A 17,004-nucleotide genomic window follows, 5' to 3' on the forward strand; every position below is an offset into this window, starting at 1 on the left:
TATGGCTAAAAAAGAACAGGTTAAAATTATTAAGGCTGCAAAGTTACGTTTAATTCAGCAATTAATTTCCTAATTTGCACGTATTAAAAGACACACTTGACTGAGCAAAATTTTATTAATGATTTAAATGAAGGAAAGCAATCTGCTTATGGTAAGCTGATTGATGATTTTCAGGATAAAGTATTTGCTACCTGTATATCGTTTGTGCCAAATAAAGAGGATGCCGAAGACATTGCTCAAGATGTTTTTGTTGAGGTTTTTAAGTCGATTGGTAAATTTAAAGGGAATTCTAAACTATCAACCTGGATTTATCGTATTGCAACCAATAAATGTTTAGAGTTTATAAGAAAAAGGAATACTAAAAAACGTTTTGCTTTTTTACAATCTATCATGGGGAATGATTTGCCGATGGATAAAAGTAAATATTTTACGGAGATGAATCACCCTGGGGTTATTTTGGAAAACAAAGAAAAAAGTGAAACTTTATTTCTTGCCATAAATCAACTATCTGAAGACCAAAGAACCGTGTTTACACTTAGCAAGATAGATGGTATGAGTAATAAAGAAATTGGCGACATTATTGATAAAAGTTTGTCTTCGGTAGAATCTTTAATGTTCAGGGCGAAGAAAAACTTAAGAGAATTGTTAGAGAATTATTATAAAAATGAAAAGTAACGCAAGGTTTTAAAAATTATTGCATCTAAATATCTAGTATGGAAATAAATAAGAAAATTCAAGATAAGATTAATGATACTTTCGAGTCTATGGATGCTATTGAAACAGTTAAAGTATCTCCCTTTTTTAAGGATAAAACCATGAAAAGATTGTTTGCGGAGAAAGAAGAGGAGCAATTAATTTGGTCCTGGTTTTCTCCTAAGTTACAATTAGCAACTTTGGTTTGTTTTATTGTTTTAAATGTATTAGCGTTTACGCAACTAAATTCTAATGAACATGATAGTGATATTAATGATTTTGCAGAAACATATGGTTTGTCTTCAGGTTCGGGAACGTCATTATTTAATTAAATAAAACATGATGAAAAAAAACGTACTCTTATATGTGTTGTTAGTATTTTTAGTAGTGGTTAATGGTTTTTTTCTATTTAATTATTTAGGAGGTTCTAATAAAATAGAAAGTAAAAATGGTCCTAGAGGTAAAGACCCTGCTAATTTTATTGTTAAAGAACTAAATTTTAGTGAGGATCAAATGTTTCAATTTGAAATTTTAGGCAGGGAGCATCATCATGAGATGAGACGTATAGGTCATAATATTAAAGAATTAAAAGAAACTTTGTTTAATCATATATACGATGAATCATTAAACGAAAAGACTATAGATTCTATTACAAGCTTAATAGGAGAAGAAGTAAAAAAAAGAGATATAGAGACATTTTATCATTTTAAGGATATTGAAGCATTGTGTAATGAAAAACAAAAAGGAAAATTTAAAAAAATCATTACTGAAGCACTTCATAAAGGTGGAAGACATGAACAAAGACCGCCTTTAAGAAGGGGGGACGACGATCATAGACCACCACCTCCAAGGCATTGATTTTCATAGAAATTTATGAGGCTCTCAGACATTGAGAGCTTTTTTTTTGAAAAAAAATAAAAATTCGCACAAGTTTTTTTTAGGAATCGCATCTAAAAATTCAAATCACAAAATAAATCAATGAAAATTAGAAGAAGAGCCTTGGTCATTAGTATTTCATTTTTAGTAATTTCTTTACTAATACTAAACCTTATGGTTATTTATTTGTCATATTAAAAAAGATAGATTATGAAAAATTTAAAAAACCTATTTGTTTTGCCCTTTTTAGTAGTTATTATTTTTATAGCATGCTCTAATGAAGACGATTCAGAAATCATAGTTGAAGAAGATGAAAATACGCAACCTGTGAATACAGATTATGATATAAGTAATATTCTTTCCAAATTTGAAGGAACCGGCTTATCATATGCTGTAAATGGGAATACAGTGACTTTCACAACTCAAGATTTACCCAATCATACAAGTCCGTATTGGCCAACAGACAATCCTTTGTATGAAGCTTATAATGGCACTAATTCCAATTGGCGTATTAATCCAAATACCATTAGTGAACAAAATATAGTTTTTACAATGTCATTAAACCCATCTGAAGCTTCAAATAAACAAGAAACGGGCTTAGGTCCTATAGGAATAGCAAGAAATGGTGTGGTGTTTTTTAATCAATATGCAGGACCAGACCAACCATTAACCAATGAAATTGATTCATTTGATCAATGGTTAGGTCACCCGCAACGTACAGGACAGTATCATTACCATATTGAACCGACTTATTTGACTCAACAGTTTGGGGAAGATGCTTTTTTAGGACTTTTAGCTGACGGGTTTCCTGTATACGGACCCCTTGAAAATGGAGCGGTTATTACAAATAATGATTTAGATGTCTATCACGGGCATACATCTGCTACAGCAGATTTCCCCGATGGTATTTATCATTACCATATTACAAGTCAAGACCCATATCTTAACGGAAACGGTTATTTTGGAACTCCAGGAAATATTTCTAATTAAGTGCCTAAATATTTAAAATATATGATCTTGTGTGTTGGTGTGTTTTATTCCTGTAAATCAGAAATGAAGCATGTAATAGTTAATACTAATGAACACTTAGAACTAATAAATGGGGTTATGTTTTTTAATGAAATTCCTTTAACAGGTAATATAATGTCTTATTATGAAAACCATAAAGTTAAGTCAGATATTCAGTATGATAAAGGGAAAAAGCATGGGTATGAGAAGCATTGGTATGAGAATGGTTTAAAAAAAATAGAACGCAGGTATTTTGAAGGTTTTAAAACGGCGTTGCATAAAGGATGGTGGCCAGATGGTAAACTAAAGTTTGAATACCATTTTAATAAAAAAGGGGAGTACGATGGTGTGATTAAGGAGTGGTACAAAACTGGGCAATTATTTAGGGATTTTAAGTATATGGCAGGTAAGGAAGTTGGCAGTCAACGCCTTTGGAAAGTAAACGGTACTATTAAAGCTAATTATGAAGTGGTTAACGGAGAACGATTTGGTTTAATAGGTTTAAAAAAGTGTTATACAGTAACAGCAAATAACAATGAAATAAAATGAGATATTCTATTATACTAGTGTTAATTTTTACCATTATATCTTGTAAAAACAAACAAGAAGAAAGTAATAATATAACTAAGTTACCTTATTTTAATAGTACAGATTTTACTCCGGAATGGGATAAAGCAACGCATAAAATTCCAGAGTTTTCTTTTACCAATCAAAATGGAGAAGTCGTTACTAATATAACTTATAAGAATAAGATTTATATAGCTGATTTCTTCTTTACTAGTTGTCCCGGTATTTGTCCAAAACTTACCAAAAATATGGGAGATCTTCAGAAAACATACATGAATGATGAGGATATTATGCTGCTTTCGCATACCGTAATGCCTTGGAAAGATTCAGTTTCTGTTTTAAAAGATTATGCTAAAAAGTATGATATAAATGCTACAAAGTGGCATTTAGTAACCGGAGATAAAGATGCATTGTACAATATTGCTAGAACAGGCTATTTTGCAGATGAAGATTTTATGAAAACACAAGATGAAAGTGATTTTATACACACTGAAAATTTTGTTTTAATAGATAAACAAGGCTATATAAGGGGTGTTTATAATGGAACTTTAGAAATAGATGTAGAACGGTTAAAACGACATATCGCTATTTTGAAATTAAGGGGATGATTTGATTCATAATAGTATTCTGAAGCTCCGTGATTATTTACGGAGCTTTTTATTTTTAAAATTTATAGAATCTAATGCCATTATATTATCAACTACATCTTTGTGCTTTAACATAGCTTTCATGAAGTGGTGGGCAGGTTTAGCTATAACTCTGCTCAAAGCAGGTTCAATAATAACGCAAGTTTTAGGACAGTTTTTACAATCACTACATATATTCATGGCACAATTGATATATTCATCATTGTCTTTAATCCTATCTTTAATCTTTTTAATACATAAAACATCCAATTCTATTTTCCCATAAATATTTTTCACATCCTCAAAAGTAAATTTATGAGGAAGATAGATACTTATAAAACGTGTTTTATCTTTTGTCGAATCATCGCTTTGAGCCAGATAGCTTAATTTATTTTTTATATAAGAAGGAAGCATTTCTGTAGCTGCAACAGCTGTTATGATAGCAGACATTTCGCTGGATTCGTTAATCTTATAGTCTTTGCAATCCGAAATATGATCCTTTAAAAAGTATTTTATAAACAAGTCTTTATCATTTACAATGTTTAGAAACACATCTTCTTTGTGCTTTATTTTAAAGATACTATCTGCTGTGTTTATTTTTTGCTCCATTTTATTTACTGCATTATATAATTTATAAGCAGAAAGTAGTCCTGAATTTTCATAAATACCCCCGTCGTTATATTGCCCTTTTCCTTCTATGGTGGCAGCAGGGCTTATTAATGGAAACCTGTTGGTGGTAGATACGGCGTTATAAAAAGATAGTGTTTTATCTCTATTGGAGCCCAGTTCCAAGATATCATCGGATCCCATATATAGAAGTGATTCTATGTCTTTATGTTTTTTACTGTCAACTTTAACCGAAACGGCCATACCTTGGCTTCCTTTAATGTTCGTTGTATTAGCAATAAGTATTGGGAAAATAGAATCCTGTTTATACATGTTGTTTTTCCAATAGTTTCTGTAAGCAGTAGAATTAAATTGGTCCATATCAAACCCGGAGTAGTCAGCATATACCTTCATAGCCGATGTAGAACGATCTTTTCCTTTTAAATCACAAATAGGAACGAAAAGATGGCTAAAAAGGTCTCTGCCAAGAAGGTGTGTTAAATCCATCGCTAATATGTTTCCCGTAGCTATAGAATCAATGGTACTATTAATATGATTTTCTTTATGGCTTAACGTCATTGTTGTATTTACTAACCCTATGGTGCCACCAGAAGCTCCAGAAAGACATACCGTGTTTTTAATAAAATTAGGATTTTTACTTATAATTTCATTTAAAACTGTCATGGTCCATGCATTGGCTTTCATACCACCTCCATAGCATCCTACATAGTATCTGGGCTTATGTTGATTAGAATCTTTATTCAGTTTACTTACATAGTCTTCAAGGCTTAATTCATCCGATTGGTTTCTTTCAATTTGTTCTAAATGATATAAATGACTTTTTGTAGCATCAATGAATCTTGCTGTAATATTGAGTATCAGTACAATTAAAACAGCAACTGCAGAAGAGAACAAAAAACGCTTTTTGTTCTGTTTGGCATAAGTATCACCAGACTTATTGTAATAAATAAAGTGCTTAATTATTATAACGATAATACCATAAAACAAGTAGAAATATGATAAAATAATTATTATAGCATTAATACCGAGGGCTTTTTCGGGAAAGAAGTTAACGAATATTAAAAAGAATAAATTGATAAAACCACTATGAATTAAGATTTGAAGAAATATCACATTATTACTCATGGCGCCAAAACTTAATTGCCATAAGCGTATTTTGGAGAAGAATTTTAATAAAGAATTACCTTCTGTAAAATCATGGTTTTTAAAATAGTCTTTTATTTTCTTTTTTCTTTCATTTATTGGCAACTCGGTCTCTTCATCTTTTAGATTCATTAAAGTGAAAGCATAAAAAATAGAGGATATCTTAGAATTAAAAAATACATATCTGAAAATAGATCGATATGTTCTGTAGTATACATAAGTAATAGCTTGAAATACAATACATAGCAGACTGATGATAACTGTTGTTTGATTATAAGGCGATTCGGTTTTAATATTGATGTACGACAGTAATAATATTAATAAGACTAAATGAATAACAAGCGTGATAATTAGAAATATAGCGTAAACAAACATGGGTTTATTTATGCTATATAATTTTGGGGGCTCTTCTTCATCATTAGTGAAATAGAAATCTGTAGTATCGTCTTTTATGTCTCCAATATTTAAAAGATCTTTATTGTAGAACTGCCATTTTTCTTTCTTCTTTTTCAAAACGTACAGCCACCAGATAAGAGCTATTAGTAATGGAAAAGATAAGTTGCTCACAGAAAAGCCACAAACAAAATTAGTGTCTGCGGTATATGCAACCATATAAAATAGAGCAACATAAAAGAAAACTCCCAGAGTACGTCTTAAAAAATTGATATAGTTTTCATAGTTTTTATGGCTCTTGGGTTTGTTACTTTCCGGTTCTTGTTTTTTTATATACCAAATGGTACCAAATAGCCAGAATCTTTTGGACATTCGCCAGTCTTTTTCAGGAATTTTATTACCATTTTTAAGAAGAAAATAATTGGGATAGTGAGACAAAGCAATACAAAATATTGGAGCGAAAAGCCCTAGTAAGACAAAGACAAACTGAACAGGGTTTTCATACAAACGTACTACAATAGAATTGACCTGTGGAACTTTCGGTAAAGCAGATCCAATAATAAATAAGATAATAAGACTGATGTATGAGGACTTAATAAAATCCCAGATTATAGTCAGCCTGTTTTGTATTGAATACTTTAGTACCACCAATAGAAGTATGATTAAAGAAAAAGCATAAAAAACTTCTTTTATTTGTGCGATAGTTTCTGGGTAAGACTTTTTTATTAAGTAGCAGATGTTTTCTACTACATCGAAAGTGTAGGCAGCAATAGCTACAATTAAAAATAACCAGAAAAACCATTTGTTAGATGTGTGTTTTTTAGCTTTTGTATATACGTAGCATCCCATAACATATAAAAGCGAGATAGCCCATATAAAATCCGTATAGAAAAAAAGCTTATAAAAAAGCATTACTTTAGATGAAATTTCAAGTGCTTCGAACCAGTCGGTAAGAATAATTTTGTCTGAAAATTGAGGGTGGTCAATAAATCCATTAGTTTTAAAGATTCCAGCAAAAACGACCATAGCTATCGATAGTAGAATGAATATAAAAAGAGCGCGTTTAGAGATTCCGTTTCTTATAAAGTATTTGAAAGGATTATAGGTTAAATCTTTGTTTTTTAGCATAGTAAGTCGTGTTTGTATAAAATTACATATAAATATAAAAACTGAAATACGTACTTGTACGTATTTTTTTAACTAAAATGAAGGTGTTTTATGAATAAGATCACGTTGTTATTAATTTTTAACGTTTTGGTACTTTTGAGTTGTAAGTCCAAAGAGACTTTTGAACCTAGGAATATTTCTAAAGTTGAAGTAGAGAATTTGGTGCAAGACTCTCTGTTAAATGTTAGGGCTTTGGAAGTTGTGAAAGGAAAGGTTTTATTCGGGACTTCTAACGGAGAAATATATGTTTATAAGCCGTCTGAAAACTCGAGAAATTTAACAACTTTGGAATGGATGGAAATAGATTCGATTAAGCCTCCAAATTATAGAGCTTTAGCATATGCAGAAAATAGAGTTTTTGGATTAGCTATTGAATCTCCAGCATTGTTATATATGAATGGAAAATTAGTTTATAAAGAAAATCACCCTAAAGCCTTTTACGATTCTATGGATTTTTGGAATGACCAAGAAGGTATCGCTATTGGTGACCCGACAGATACCTGTATGAGTATAATTATTACTAGGGATGGTGGAGAAACATGGAATAAGTTGCCTTGTGGTTCTTTACCAAAAGCTATAGTCGGCGAAGCTGCTTTTGCTGCGAGTGATACCAATATTGCTATTGTGGATAATCATACTTGGGTGGCGACCGGAGGAAAAGCTAGTAGAATTTTATATTCGCCTGATAAAGGAAAAAGCTGGGAGGTATCTGATACACCTATTGTACAGGGAAAAGAAACTACGGGGATGTATTCTATAGATTTTTACGATGAACTTAACGGGTTTGCTATTGGAGGAGACTATACCAAACCTGATAACAATAAGGCTAATAAAATTAAAACGATTGATGGAGGTAAAACTTGGGAGTTGGTTGCTAATAACGAAAATCCTGGTTACAGAAGTTGTGTGCAATATATACCAAATAGAGCAGGGGAAGAGTTAGTAGCTATTGGGTTTAAAGGGATTGACTATAGTAATGATTCTGGTAATTCATGGAAGCATCTTAGCGATGAAGGTTTTTATACCATTCGATTTTTAAATGATTCGATTGCTTATGCTGCTGGCTCAGGAAGATTAGCTAGGTTGATTTTTAGAGAATAAAATTTTTAATTTCTACTCTCAATTCCCTCTCTTATGCCCTTTATTTTTGTAATGTTCTAACATTTTTCTTTTAAAATCATCTTCAGCTATTTTTAATAAAATTATTTTTTTAGGTGAAATAATTTTTAACAATTTAGATGATAATTCCATACGTTGTTTATGAAGTGAATTTTCGGCTTCATTTATCTTAGTAATTAATTCTTTAGCTCTTTCATCAGTTAGTGTGCTAATATTTCTTCTTATCTCCCGACGGATATTTCTAATATCTTCATGTCTTATTTTAGAAGTCACATTATCATAGTTATTATAAACAGGCCAAAATTTCTGAGCTTCTTGCTCTGTTAAATCTAACCTTTCTGTAATAAAAGATACTTTAAGTGTTTTTATTTTTCCTCTATTATGCTGCGCTGAAATATTAAGCGAAAAGAGAAATAGTAATATGGGAAATATGATTTTTTTCATGAGTGTTGTGCTTTATTCTAGAATGATATCATCAATGTCTAGATTATCTAATATATAGTTTTCTATAGTGTCTTCGTCCCCTTCTTTGTATTCTATAAAATGTTCTTCTAACAAATCTTTTTCAGATAGTAGTGTTGCAATTTCATAGGAACCAATATTTTCGTTCATTATATAGTTTTCAACCGTTTCAAAGTCTAAAGAGTCAAAAGCTGGTTTTTCTTCAGGAAAAGAAAGGTTAAATAAAAGTAATATAGCTGCAGCAATACCAGATAAATAAATGATGGTTTTTTTTCTAAACAAAGGAATTACTTTTGCAGGGGGCTTAGTTGAAACTTTGTCTATAATGGTATCTTCCAAATTATTGAAATAGTCCTCAGGCAATTTAAAACCGGAGTCTTTTGACATTTTATTAAGCTTTATATCACTTAAAATAACATCTTCTAAAGTGTTAAAATAATCATCAGGGACTTTAAACCCTGTTCCTTTAATGTTATGTAGTTTGTTCTGTTTCATTATTTTATTAATAAGACTTGTCTTTTTAATAAAGGTTTAATCTTTAGTTAAATACGCTTCAATTTTCTTGACGGCTATGTGATATGATGCTTTTAAGGCACCTTCACTTGTTTCCAGAATATCAGCCATATCCTTGTACTTTATATCTTCAAAATATTTCATGTTAAAAACCAGTTGTTGCTTTTCTGGCAAAGTAGCAATAGCTTGTTGTAATTTTAGTTGAATGGTGCTCCCTTCAAAATAGACATCAGATGTTAGATTGTTTATTGCTAGTTGTTGTACCTCTTCACTCGTAATTTGTAATCGTTTGGCATTTTTATTAATAAATGTAATGGATTCGTTTGTAGCAATTCGGTATAACCATGAAAATAATTTACTATTCCCTTTAAAATTATGAATGTTTTTATAAACTTTAATAAAAGTGTTTTGTAACACGTCATCGGTGTCGTCATGCGACTTTACTATATTTCGAATATGCCAATATAAGCGTTCTTTATATAACGTTATAAGTGTCCTAAAAGCTTTCTCTTTAAGGTTTTCTGACTTTAATTGTTCTAATAGTTGTGTTTCGTTGGTCACAAAAATTGTTTAGTCTTTAGACTAATAAATATACGGAAAGTTTAAATTTTATTTTTGATTTTATTTAATTTTCACAACATATTGATTAGTAGTATTTTACGTGTAATTTAATCGATTAAGTGTATTAAAATAACGATTAAATGCGTTTTTTTTTGGTTGCAACCGTTTTTTGTTTTATGTTTGTATCAGAAACCTACTTATTGTTGATAGTCGTCCCCAAGTCTACCAATGAACAAAAAAAAGGATAGAAACCCAAATCTCTATCCTTTTTTTATTTTAAGTCAATAAAAGACTATCCGAAACTTTGCATTTCTACTAGTTTATAGTAAACTCCTTTTTTATCGATGAGGTCTTTGTGTTTGCCTTGTTCTACAATTTCTCCTTTATTAAGAACGATGATTTCATCTGCATTTTGTATGGTAGATAATCTATGAGCTATAACAATGGATGTTCTATTTTTCATCATATTCTCAAGGGCAACTTGAACTAAACGTTCACTTTCAGTGTCTAAAGCAGAAGTAGCCTCATCTAGAATCATGATAGGAGGGTTCTTTAAAACAGCTCTTGCTATACTGAGCCGTTGTTGTTGACCTCCAGAAACTTTGTCTCCCGAATCGCCTATATTTGTATTTATACCTTTGGGTAAAACTTTAACAAATTCCCAAGCATTAGCTATTTTTAATGCCTCAATAATCTCTTCATCAGTAGCATTTTCTTTGCCAATGAGTAAATTGTTCTTTATAGTGTCATTAAACAAAATAGATTTTTGAGTCACTAAGCCAATTAAATTTCTTAAAGAATGTTTAGTTAAGTCTCTAATATCTTCACCGTCTATAGTTATGTTTCCATTAGTTATATCGTAAAAACGAGTAACAAGATTGGCTATAGTACTTTTGCCACTTCCTGATTGACCAACTAAAGCGACACTCTTTCCTTTTGGTACTTCTATAGTGAACTCTTTTAAGACTAAGTCGTCTTCGTATTTAAAAGATACCTTATTGAGTTTAATAGCTTTAGAAAAACCTGTTTTAGTTTTTGCATTGGGTTTATCTGCTATAGGAGAAGATGTATTTAGAATTTCTAAAACACGTTCAGCAGCAGCATTTCCTTTTTTTACACTATAACTGGCTTTGCTAATGGCTTTAGCTGGAGTTAAAATATTATAAGCAAGTCCCATATATACAATAAATAAACCAGCTTCAAGGCTTTTTTCATTTAAAACCATTTGTCCTCCATACCATAATAAGATAGCTATAACAAGTATACCTAAAAACTCACTAGTTGGTGAGGCTAGATTTTGACGGTTTAGTAGTCTATTGGAAAATTTATTGAATCTAAGAGTTGAATCTTTGAACTTTTGTCCAAAAATATCTTCGGCATTGAATCCTTTAATTACTTTAAGCCCTCCTAAAGTTTCTTCTATTATTGATAAAAAGTGTCCTTGTTCGGTTTGTACTTTATCTGAGTGTTTTTTTAAACTTTTACCTATTCTAGATATAATAAACCCAGAAACAGGTATAAAAATGAAAACAAATAAAGTAAGTTGTGAACTTATGAGAAACATGGTAATGATAGTAAAAAGTATCATTAAGGGTTCTTTAACAATAAGTTCTAGAATAGATAGAAAAGACCCTTGAATTTCTTGTACATCTGTGGTTATTCTAGCTATAGTATCGCCTTTACGTTTATCTGAAAAAAAAGACAAAGGTAAATGAGTGATTTTTTTAAATAGCTCATTTCGTATATCTTTAAGAACGCCGTTACGCAAAAAAGTTATAAAATACATGGCAAGATAACCGAAGAAGTTTTTCAATAAAAACATGCATATTACCAAAACCACCATAAAAATAAGAACATCGTCATGCCCATCATTGGATTTTTGGGTTACAAAATAATTAAGATAACTCTCTAAATAATCTTTTGCATTTGAAATGCCAGTCCATACAGGTTTGATATTTAGTTGTTTAGTTTTATCGAATAAAACATTAAGCATAGGAAATAGAGAAACCATTGCCAACGTACCAAATAATGCATAAAAAATATTACTGATAATATTTAAAACGGCATAATTTTTATAGGGTTTTGCAAAACGAAGTATTTGCTTGAAGTAATTCATTAATTAAGTTTCATGTCTTTTAAAATAGCATCTATTTTAGATTCTAATTTCGCTTCAGTATCATTAAAAGCATCAACAGATTCTAAATTGGCGTTAACACTAATATAGAATTTTATTTTGGGCTCTGTTCCACTAGGCCTAAGTGCAATTTGACTTCCGTCTTCTGTATAATAAATCAATACATTGGATTTTGGAATATCAATGGTGCTTTCTTCACCAGAAACCATATTTTTAGTAATCGATAATTGGTAGTCTTCAACTTTTACTACTTTAGATCCGTTAACTATGGTTAGAGGGTTTTCGCGAGCATCAATCATCATTTGCTTAATTTCTTCTGCGCCTTCAATACCTTTTTTAGTTAGAGAAACTAGACGTTCTTTATAAAGCCCATGTTCTACATATAGTTTGATAAGTTCACTATAAAAAGAACTTCCAATTGCTTTGGATAGCGCAGCTATTTCACAAGCTAAAAGTGTTGAGGTAACCGCATCTTTATCTCTTACAAAATCACCGACCATAAAACCAAAGCTCTCTTCACCACCACCAATAAAATCGAGTTCAGGAAAATCTTTTATTAATTTAGCAATCCATTTAAAACCTGTTAATACAATTTTGCTATCTACTTTATAAGCTTCAGCAAGTTTGTTTAACATGGGGGTAGATACGATGGTTGATGCTATAAATTCTTTGCCTTTAATTTTTCCTTCGGCTTTCCATTGCTTTAATAAGAAATCTGTCATCATCAACATGGTTTGATTTCCGTTAAGTAACTGTAATTTGTTTTCAGAATTGCGAACAGCCACACCTAATCTATCACAATCTGGGTCTGTTCCTATAACAATATCGGCATTTACCTTGTCGGCTAATTCTAATGCCATTTTTAGTGCTGCTGGTTCTTCTGGGTTTGGAGATGCTACTGTAGGGAAATCACCATTTGGCACCTCTTGTTCTTTTACAATATGAACATTTTTGTATCCAGCACGTTTTAAAGTTTCTGGAACTGCCGTAATAGAAGTACCATGAAGTGATGTAAAAACAATATTTAAATTGTCTTTTGCCTCTTGTGAAGCACCACAGCTACCATTTTCTACTGAAGCATTAATAAATACATCATCTACATCTTTTCCTATATAATGAATAAGACTGTTATTCGCTTCAAATTTTATATCAGCATAATCAAGATTATTTATAACCTGTATTAAAGCATCATCATGTGGGGGTACTAATTGTCCTCCATCTTGCCAATATACCTTATACCCGTTGTATTCTGGTGGATTATGTGAAGCAGTTAAAACAATACCGCAATGGCAGTTTAAATGTTTAACGGCAAAAGATAATTCTGGTGTTGCACGTAAATCTTCAAATAAATAAACTTCAATACCATTGGCCGAAAACACATCAGCAACAACTTTTGCAAGGGTTTTACTATTGTGTCTACAATCGTAAGCAATGACCGCTTTTGGGTTTTCATTTGGAAAAGATTTACGTAAATAATCACTCAATCCCTGAGTGCTTTTTCCAAGTGTATATTTATTTATGCGATTGGTTCCAACTCCCATAACACCACGCATACCACCGGTTCCAAACTCTAAGTCTTTGTAGAAACTTTCTTGGATATCTTTCGGGTTATTTGCAATGCTATCCTTAATGAAGGTTTGTGTATCTGCATCAAAAGTTGGTGTTAACCATGCATTTATTCTATCTAAAATCTTTGGTTCTATATAAATCATATCTCAATTAAATAAGTGCAAAAATAATCAATTAGTCAGATAATATCTTTGTTTTTTATATCGAACTAACATTTAATAACTCAAACGTTTTAGTATTTCTATAGGGGCATAGTTAGTTTTAAAACAAGTATAATTCTAATCAAAGTTTAGCTCATTTTTAATAGAATAGCGCTTTTTCCCTTGCTTAGTTCGCAAAACAATTTCACCTAAAAAACCAGCAACAAAAAATTGTGTACCAATGATCATGGTTGAAAGTGCAATGTAGAATTGAGGTCGTTGCGTAATAAGTCTGCCTGTTGGATTTAAAAATAATTTATCTATACCTAAGTAAAACGAAAATCCAAAACCGATTGTAAACATAATAAATCCTAAGGCTCCAAATAAATGCATAGGACGTTTGCCAAAACTAGAGAGGAACCAAATGGTAATTAGATCTAAAAATCCATGGACAAAACGATTCATTCCAAATTTAGTTTCGCCATATTTTCTGGCTTGGTGCTGTACTACTTTTTCACCAATTTTTGTAAATCCAGCATTTTTAGATAATACGGGGATGTAGCGATGCATTTCACCATTTACATCAATATTCTTAACGACGTTTAAGCGATATGCTTTAAGCCCACAGTTAAAATCATTTAGTTTTACACCGGAAGTTTTTCTGGCTGCCCAATTAAATAGTTTTGAAGGTAAATTTTTGGCAATAACAGAATCGTAACGCTTCTTTTTCCATCCGGAAACTAGATCGTAACCATCCTCTGTAATCATATTATATAGTTCTGGGATCTCATCAGGATTGTCTTGCAAATCGGCATCCATAGTAATCACCACATCTCCTTTTGCCTTTTCAAAGCCAGCATGAAGTGCTTGAGATTTACCAAAGTTTTTAAAAAAACGAATGCCTTTTACAGGCTTGTTTTGTGATGCTAATTGCGAAATAATTTGCCAGGAATTATCTGTGCTGCCATCATCAATAAAAATAATTTCATATGAAAAATGATTGGATTGCATAACTTTAGCAATCCAATCATGTAATTCAGTTAATGAGTCTTGTTCGTTTAGTAGTGGTATAACTACAGATATATTCATTTAAATATTTTCTAAATTCAATATTCAAAAATAGCGAATTTATTCTGTGTCTGGATTACTTTTTTTCATTGCAGCAGCAACAATTAATCCGATGATACTAAAAAGCACTAAGTACCCTGCTAATCCTTTAGCAATGTTTCCCAACGAATATTGATTTTGAGATTCAATTTGTTCAACAGATTTAGCAATAGCATCACTAGGTGTATTGAAGCTCTCAAGCATTTGTACTGTTTTTTCAATAGTTTTTTCTTTCAATACTTCTGCAGCATCCGTATCGATAAAATTAAATAGTATATAAGAAATAAAAGTGCTTATTACTAAACCGATTAAAACAGTAAGGAAATAAGATGTGAAAGCTTCTTTAAATGAAGCATACCCATTTTGCAGTTGTTTCGTTTTTGCAACTGACATAATTCCTAAGACTATTATAGTTATTAAAATAAAAATGCCATACCACATATTGGTCAGTAAACCTAGGTTCACTGCGTATGCGATAACAGTTAAAAGAGCGAGTATTGCTCCTAAATATAACCCATAATTTGAAGCTATAGATTTCAATGATTTTTCCATAATATTTTGTTTAAAACGTTAGTTGATTTGTTAGTATTCAAAAATAACAAAACGTTACATCAAAAAGTTAAAATAAAAAATAATAAAAAGTATTGTGCGTTTATAAAAAATGCTTAAATTTGCAGCTCCAAAATTGTAAAGAATAATAAAGCATTTAGCGATGAGAAAAGGTATACATCCAGAAAATTATAGATTAGTAGCATTTAAAGATATGTCTAACGACGATGTGTTTTTAACAAAGTCTACTGCAGATACTAATGAGACTATAGAAGTTGATGGTGTTGAGTATCCACTTGTTAAAATGGAGATATCGAGAACATCACACCCTTATTACACTGGTAAATCTAAATTAGTAGATACTGCTGGTCGTATTGATAAGTTCAAAACTAAATACGCTAAATTTAAAAAATAAATTAAGCGTATATCATAATATAATATTTATTAGCCTTTCATTTTTGAAAGGCTTTTTTATTTTATTTAATTGAACTATTTTTGAATACGTAAATAATTACTTAATGTTAAAGTGTAAAAACTTGTAACTCCTAACATAACTCACAATTTTCACCTTTTATGAATTACATTCTTTTTGATGGGGCTTCTCGGAATAATTTATTACCATTTACATTTACTAGGCCAGTAGCAGATATTAGAACTGGAATTTTAACCATTCGTGAAAAATGGGAAACGTTTTTAAAAACGACCACCACCACGGTTACTGAAGATTATTTATCTGATAAATATCCTATGGTAGAACTGGAAGACAATGTGATGATTAATGCATCGTATCTTCCAAATGTAGAATTGGTTGAAAAAATAAAAGGTTTAAAAGAAAACCAGGCAATTTTTAAAGGTGAAGATGTTATTGCATTTTTTGCTAAAGAAGGGCAAGATGACATTGATTTTGACAGTTTTGAAGTATTTGAGTTTAGCGGTAACATTATAAAGATCGAAAATACTTGGGATATTTTTTCTAAAAACGGAGACACTATTCAAGAAGATTTTAACCTAATCACAAAGGGAAGAACATCACAATCTATTCCGTCTAGTAATAATATTATAGCACCAGAAAATATTTTTATAGAAGCAGGAGCGACATTAGAATTTGCAACGCTTAACGCTAGTAATGGACCCATTTATATTGGTAAAAACGCAGAAATAATGGAAGGGAGTATTATAAGAGGACCTTTTGCTTTATGTGAAAATGCGACAGTAAAAATGGCAGCAAAAATTTATGGGCCAACAACAATAGGGCCTAATAGTAAGGTTGGAGGAGAGGTTAACAACTCTGTGATATTTGCCAATTCCAATAAGGGTCATGACGGTTTTTTGGGGAATTCCGTTTTAGGAGAGTGGTGCAACATGGGAGCAGATACTAATACTTCTAATTTAAAAAATAACTATGCAGAAGTGCGTTTATGGGATTATGAAACCGAAGGTTTTGCAAAAACGAGATTGCAATTTTGTGGTTTAATGATGGGGGATCACAGCAAATGCGGTATCAATACCATGTTTAATACAGGAACAGTTGTAGGGGTAAGTGCCAATATTTTTGGTAGTGGTTTTCCCAGAAATTTTGTACCGAGTTTTAGTTGGGGCGGTAATGGTGGTTTTACTACTTATTTAACTAAGAAAGTATTTGAAGTTGCAAGTATTGTGATGGCAAGGCGTAATAAGGAATTCACAGAACAAGATCGAGTTATTTTAGAGCATGTTTTTGAAGACACTAAAAAGTACAGAAGGGAATAAT

General features: G+C 31.2%; 17 protein-coding genes. 9 read left to right on the plus strand and 8 right to left on the minus strand.

Annotation, left to right across the window (positions count from 1 at the left end; all coding sequences use genetic code 11):
- Window positions 1-96: 96 nt before the first annotated feature.
- The 6 genes from Q4Q34_RS13165 (at window position 97) to Q4Q34_RS13190 (ending at window position 3,752) form a co-directional block, all read left to right on the plus strand.
- On the plus strand, window positions 97-675 hold the full coding sequence (locus Q4Q34_RS13165) for an RNA polymerase sigma factor (protein ID WP_303316037.1): 579 nt from the start codon (window positions 97-99) through the stop codon (window positions 673-675).
- A gap of 38 nt (window positions 676-713) precedes the next feature.
- Window positions 714-1,025, plus strand: a complete 312-nt coding sequence (locus Q4Q34_RS13170) for a hypothetical protein (RefSeq protein ID WP_303316036.1) — start codon at window positions 714-716, stop codon at window positions 1,023-1,025.
- A 7-nt stretch (window positions 1,026-1,032) separates the two neighbouring features.
- Window positions 1,033-1,551 carry a Spy/CpxP family protein refolding chaperone gene (locus Q4Q34_RS13175; RefSeq protein WP_303316035.1) on the plus strand — a complete coding sequence of 173 codons (519 nt, stop codon included), beginning with the start codon at window positions 1,033-1,035 and terminating at the stop codon, window positions 1,549-1,551.
- 228 nt (window positions 1,552-1,779) lie between these two features.
- A complete protein-coding gene (locus Q4Q34_RS13180) occupies window positions 1,780-2,559 on the plus strand; it encodes a YHYH protein (protein ID WP_303316034.1) in 780 nt (259 codons plus the stop codon).
- Between the two features lie 63 nt (window positions 2,560-2,622).
- Window positions 2,623-3,126, plus strand: coding sequence for a toxin-antitoxin system YwqK family antitoxin (locus Q4Q34_RS13185; protein WP_303316032.1), 504 nt, complete (start codon window positions 2,623-2,625; stop codon window positions 3,124-3,126).
- Complete coding sequence (locus Q4Q34_RS13190; RefSeq protein WP_303316030.1) at window positions 3,123-3,752, plus strand: SCO family protein; 630 nt, start codon at window positions 3,123-3,125, stop codon at window positions 3,750-3,752. Before Q4Q34_RS13185 ends, Q4Q34_RS13190 begins: the two co-directional genes overlap by 4 nt.
- A gap of 33 nt (window positions 3,753-3,785) precedes the next feature.
- On the opposite strand, the gene Q4Q34_RS13195 is transcribed toward Q4Q34_RS13190, so the two are convergent.
- Window positions 3,786-7,061, minus strand: a complete 3,276-nt coding sequence (locus Q4Q34_RS13195; protein WP_303316028.1) for a hypothetical protein — start codon at window positions 7,059-7,061, stop codon at window positions 3,786-3,788.
- Between the two features lie 90 nt (window positions 7,062-7,151).
- Between Q4Q34_RS13195 and Q4Q34_RS13200 the strand changes: the two genes are divergently transcribed.
- Window positions 7,152-8,201: a WD40/YVTN/BNR-like repeat-containing protein gene (locus tag Q4Q34_RS13200; protein ID WP_303316026.1), complete on the plus strand. Its 1,050-nt coding sequence runs from the start codon at window positions 7,152-7,154 to the stop codon at window positions 8,199-8,201.
- Window positions 8,202-8,219: 18 nt separating this feature from the next.
- On the opposite strand, the gene Q4Q34_RS13205 is transcribed toward Q4Q34_RS13200, so the two are convergent.
- From Q4Q34_RS13205 to Q4Q34_RS13235, 7 genes are all read right to left on the minus strand, one after another.
- Window positions 8,220-8,663 (minus strand): sensor of ECF-type sigma factor, encoded by a 444-nt coding sequence (locus Q4Q34_RS13205; RefSeq protein ID WP_303316024.1) that lies wholly within the window; start codon window positions 8,661-8,663, stop codon window positions 8,220-8,222.
- Window positions 8,664-8,675: 12 nt separating this feature from the next.
- Window positions 8,676-9,176 (minus strand): hypothetical protein, encoded by a 501-nt coding sequence (locus tag Q4Q34_RS13210; protein WP_303316022.1) that lies wholly within the window; start codon window positions 9,174-9,176, stop codon window positions 8,676-8,678.
- A gap of 36 nt (window positions 9,177-9,212) precedes the next feature.
- Complete coding sequence (locus Q4Q34_RS13215; RefSeq protein ID WP_303316021.1) at window positions 9,213-9,755, minus strand: RNA polymerase sigma factor; 543 nt, start codon at window positions 9,753-9,755, stop codon at window positions 9,213-9,215.
- A gap of 292 nt (window positions 9,756-10,047) precedes the next feature.
- Window positions 10,048-11,871: an ABC transporter ATP-binding protein gene (locus tag Q4Q34_RS13220; RefSeq protein ID WP_303316020.1), complete on the minus strand. Its 1,824-nt coding sequence runs from the start codon at window positions 11,869-11,871 to the stop codon at window positions 10,048-10,050.
- Window positions 11,871-13,601 carry a phospho-sugar mutase gene (locus Q4Q34_RS13225; RefSeq protein WP_303316019.1) on the minus strand — a complete coding sequence of 577 codons (1,731 nt, stop codon included), beginning with the start codon at window positions 13,599-13,601 and terminating at the stop codon, window positions 11,871-11,873. The genes Q4Q34_RS13220 and Q4Q34_RS13225 overlap by 1 nt, the downstream gene beginning before the upstream one ends.
- A 135-nt stretch (window positions 13,602-13,736) precedes the next feature.
- The gene (locus tag Q4Q34_RS13230) at window positions 13,737-14,687 is read right to left on the minus strand and encodes a glycosyltransferase family 2 protein (RefSeq protein ID WP_303316018.1); all 951 of its coding nucleotides are present in this window, start codon (window positions 14,685-14,687) and stop codon (window positions 13,737-13,739) included.
- A 39-nt stretch (window positions 14,688-14,726) separates the two neighbouring features.
- Window positions 14,727-15,257: a DUF4199 domain-containing protein gene (locus Q4Q34_RS13235; protein WP_303316017.1), complete on the minus strand. Its 531-nt coding sequence runs from the start codon at window positions 15,255-15,257 to the stop codon at window positions 14,727-14,729.
- Between the two features lie 160 nt (window positions 15,258-15,417).
- Between Q4Q34_RS13235 and Q4Q34_RS13240 the strand changes: the two genes are divergently transcribed.
- On the plus strand, window positions 15,418-15,669 hold the full coding sequence (locus Q4Q34_RS13240) for a type B 50S ribosomal protein L31 (RefSeq protein ID WP_102757447.1): 252 nt from the start codon (window positions 15,418-15,420) through the stop codon (window positions 15,667-15,669).
- 158 nt (window positions 15,670-15,827) lie between these two features.
- Window positions 15,828-17,003: a GlmU family protein gene (locus tag Q4Q34_RS13245; RefSeq protein WP_303316016.1), complete on the plus strand. Its 1,176-nt coding sequence runs from the start codon at window positions 15,828-15,830 to the stop codon at window positions 17,001-17,003.
- Window position 17,004 lies beyond the last annotated feature (1 nt).

The sequence above is a fragment of the Flavivirga abyssicola genome (assembly GCF_030540775.2).
Lineage (GTDB): Bacteria > Bacteroidota > Bacteroidia > Flavobacteriales > Flavobacteriaceae > Flavivirga > Flavivirga abyssicola.